Annotated in this window: 5 protein-coding genes; 3 read left to right on the top strand and 2 right to left on the bottom strand. The window is 41.3% G+C overall.

The window, feature by feature from the left end:
• Nucleotides 1-448: 448 nt before the first annotated feature.
• Entirely contained in the window at nt 449-1,399 is a 951-nt protein-coding gene (mobV, locus tag ACT3RM_RS17275) for a MobV family relaxase (protein WP_443489397.1), read from the bottom strand.
• A 126-nt stretch (nt 1,400-1,525) separates the two neighbouring features.
• On the opposite strand from mobV, the gene ACT3RM_RS17270 reads away from it, so the two are divergent.
• The 3 genes from ACT3RM_RS17270 (at nt 1,526) to ACT3RM_RS17260 (ending at nt 2,727) form a co-directional block, all read left to right on the top strand.
• Entirely contained in the window at nt 1,526-1,729 is a 204-nt protein-coding gene (locus tag ACT3RM_RS17270) for a hypothetical protein (protein ID WP_443489396.1), read from the top strand.
• Between the two features lie 147 nt (nt 1,730-1,876).
• Nucleotides 1,877-2,239 (top strand): hypothetical protein, encoded by a 363-nt coding sequence (locus ACT3RM_RS17265; RefSeq protein ID WP_443489400.1) that lies wholly within the window; start codon nt 1,877-1,879, stop codon nt 2,237-2,239.
• Entirely contained in the window at nt 2,236-2,727 is a 492-nt protein-coding gene (locus ACT3RM_RS17260) for a hypothetical protein (RefSeq protein WP_443489399.1), read from the top strand. Before ACT3RM_RS17265 ends, ACT3RM_RS17260 begins: the two co-directional genes overlap by 4 nt.
• Nucleotides 2,728-2,729: 2 nt before the next feature.
• On the opposite strand, the gene ACT3RM_RS17255 is transcribed toward ACT3RM_RS17260, so the two are convergent.
• Nucleotides 2,730-3,407, bottom strand: a complete 678-nt coding sequence (locus ACT3RM_RS17255) for a replication initiation protein (protein ID WP_443489398.1) — start codon at nt 3,405-3,407, stop codon at nt 2,730-2,732.
• Between the last annotated feature and the right edge of the window lie 161 nt (nt 3,408-3,568).

The following is a 3,568-nucleotide window of genomic DNA, read 5'->3' as shown; positions in this document are numbered from 1 at the left end:
ACACCCTTAACCTCTACAGCCCTTTGTTGGCGTGGCCTGTAGAGGTGCTAAAAACAAGAGATCTAATAAACAAGAGAGATTAAAAAGGAAAACACCTGTGGATAACCTAAAAATTTAAGTGAAATTTGAGCTTAAATCCCCTCTTAGGGGCGTTGCCCCTGCCGGCCTTTCCCCTCGCTTCGCTCGTACCGGCATACCCCAAGAATGCCTTCGCTACGCTCAGAGTTGATTTTAAACGCTCGTTGAGCGCCAACCCAAAGCCTGAATCATTGGGGCAATCAAAATGCGCTAGCGTGGCTTACAGGTCGTGCATGATTGGTTTATCAGGGCACGAAGGGAGATCGGATCGGGTGATCCGTTAGTGATCGCGTTGTTAGGCTGGTTTTTCGTTAAACACCGTTGGGTTATCGCTCGTTCCTCGCTGCGGCTTCGCCCTCATAGTCGCTTATTATCGGCTGTAGCCCTTATTTTTATTGGAACGACTACAAATCGCCCCATGGGTTTGATTCTGACGTTTAAGCGATTCAGTTAATTTGATCACCTCAGCGACCTGATTTTTATCCAATCCGTCAAAGTGCCTTGAAAGCGCCTGTATCGAATTCTGAGCCTTTTTCAAGTCTTCGCATACATTTCCTAGGGTTTTACTCATTTCGTGCCGCTTACGCGTTTCTGAGGCGCTTAAACGGGCTTTCTCAACGCTGGGTTGGATCTGTTTGTTCACTTCGCGGATAATTCGGGCTTGGTATTCCTCATCGGATTCCACCGTGGTACTGAAAACGCCTTTCTTGAGAACTTTGCGTTCTTTGTCCACCGTGAGCGGTGCTTGTGGTTGATTTATCTGCCCATAAAACGATTGAACTCGCTGATGGGTTGCCTTGCTGCCCTCAATGCCGCGTTGAAAATCATGTTTAACACCCACCTGTTGCGCAAAATCGGTTTGCATGGCGTTCAGCGCTTTAGCGCCTCCCAAAAAGTGCCGTGCGTTTAATTTTCCTTTGGGGTCAATGGGCACGACATAGGCGTACATGTGCGGTGTTTTTTCATCCCGATGAATGCCCGCATACACCACGTTTTCAGCTCCGTGTTTTGCTTTAAGCCAGGCGAGCGAATCATGAAAATAATTATCCTGGTCTTTGCGTGATTTGGCGGTCATCGCTTCTGGGGAGGCGGTGATCAAATACTCGATGGCCATCACGCCATTTTTACGAATTTTATCCGGTAAACGCGCATTGACAGCCGCCATCGCTTCATCCGAACTTTGTGCGCCGATATGCGTATTTTCTGGCGTTAATTTGGGGTCTGCGTTGGGCGTGTCTTGCTCACGAAAAGCATGCTTTGTTGAGCGGCAAATTGCGCCCTTGGATTTTAACTTCTGTGTTCGCAAAATAACAAAATTCATCGGTGACTCGGTGCGGGGGAGTGTGAACATAGATTAATATATGTGGACTCACTACACAATTTTTAAACGCTGCGCTAAAATTGTGGTTCGTGCACCCCCTAAATCGGGTGCAAAAAGGAGCGAAAAATGACACCGAAAAAAGATGACATCACGCAATTATGCGATGCAATTAATGCGGATTTAGAGAGTGAAAAAACACGTCAGATTTATGCTAATTTAGAGGGGGAAGATCACGCCCCTGCAGACAAAAAAGAGGCCCTCGAAAAGTGGCTCGCTGAAGGGAATAATTTAGAACTTCCTGTGTGGGTATCTAAGAAAAATCAGTCGTGAAGTGCAACGTCATTTCACACTGGTAAGGTGACAAATCACAGTGAGCTCGTTAAGGAACATATATAACATGGGCTAGTACGGTGACAAATCGCAGTGAGGGTATTTAATTAACAGTTTAAATAAATTTTATGGTAGTTTTTATTTTTAATGGAAGTAAATAACAAGGAGTTAAATATGATATGCCCTGATATTAGTGACTTAGAATTCTCTGAGCGTGGAAAATTGGCAGTAAAAGAAATAAGAAGAATAAAAGGTGTTAATCAATGGCTTAGCTCTGCAATTGTAGTTGGTACCTTTGCAAATATTTTTGCTGGTAATGGTATGATAAAAAGTCATTATAATCTTACTCAAACAGATTTTAATTCTTTTAATAAGGCATTACGAGACTCCCCTAGTATTGCTAGACAAACAATAAAAACGATATCAGGCCTTCAAGCTATTAGAGCCAAAACAAGCAAAGAAAGACAATTTTGGAAGGCCGTATACAACGGTTGTGTGGCTGCAAAATGAAATATTTAATTTATTTTTTTGCAGTGTTTGCATCATTTTTTACATATGCGGATACGTCTGAGCAAACTCTTAAAGACTATCTTACTATTCAATATCATAACTCAATTAAAGCGTATGAGATTAAGCTTGAAAAGTGCCAGAAAACAGAAGCAGTTATAACCCCAGATGACGTAAAGCATATTTCTGATGATTGGAATGTACTAAGTACTGTTTTTTCTTATCATTATGCAAAGGTTCAAGACTTATGCACGCATGATGAATTGGAGCTGTTTACTGTACTTTCTGCAAAGCTACAGGCTTTAGAAAGTAGTGATCAGTTAGTACTTGAAAAGTATAACCAATTGATTATGGCAATCCCTCTAGCTTACGAACGAACTAAGGCTGATTATTTTGTCTTACCTGAAGGTATACGCGAACGGTTTTCAAATTTAGAAAAGCTAAACAGACCATTTAATTTAATGGAAACAATGGAGAAATTTGATTTATAAAATTAAATGTCCATTTTCAGCTGAGCACTTTTTTTAAATTCAAATGAGAGGGCTGCGACCGAGCGGCCTTTTTTTATTGTTTCATAACTGATTATTAAATCACTTCTCTGGTTTAACTCATCAACCGATGCCTTGATGACTCGTCTATTTAACTCTTTAAACGTTGGATACTTATCAGAAATTCCCAGCGCAGATTTGAAATCATCAAGATAGATAACACGTTCACCAGTGCTGCTAAACTTCATGAGTAGCTCATACAAGCGTATTGAGTGAGATGATTGTAACTCCGCGATATGTCTCAGCTTGTATGTGGTAAATCTATTTTGTAAACTACTGATGTACTTAAGAACTTCATCTGTCCATGTAATAACGACAGCGCCTTCACCTTTTAATTTTTTTACGCCTTTTTGAATCCACCTGAGTTTCACTTCTTCATGCTCATCTTTCAGTATGATCACTGCGTCAAATAAGCTGTCAGCAGCTTTGTAGAGGTCTCTTCGCGCATTGGGTATGCCCATTAAGTCAGAATATTCAAGTGCCGTTAGCGTCATTTCCTTGGGTATTGCTGAGCGTGAATCAACTTTTCCCAGACATGCCAGTACCAGTTTTTGAGCTTGCACATTCAGCTGATAGCTAGCATCTACCAAGGTATTTGACTTTGTCACAGACATGTTATTCATAAAGGTGTACCAATGTTGTTTTGTTACACCTTAAGCAAAGGTGTAACAAGTGTCAACCCGTACACCTCAAGCTGTGAATTAGCGTGTCAATCTGTACACCTTTAAACTGCTTTAGCGTGTCAATCTGTACACCTTTAAACTGCTTTAGCGTGTCAATCTGT

It is taken from the genome of Pseudoalteromonas sp. AOP7-A1-14, from assembly GCF_052376275.1.
In the GTDB taxonomy this organism is placed as follows: domain Bacteria; phylum Pseudomonadota; class Gammaproteobacteria; order Enterobacterales; family Alteromonadaceae; genus Pseudoalteromonas.
The sequence above is the reverse complement of the archived record's forward strand: the minus strand, read 5'-3'. Positions and strand labels throughout refer to the sequence as shown.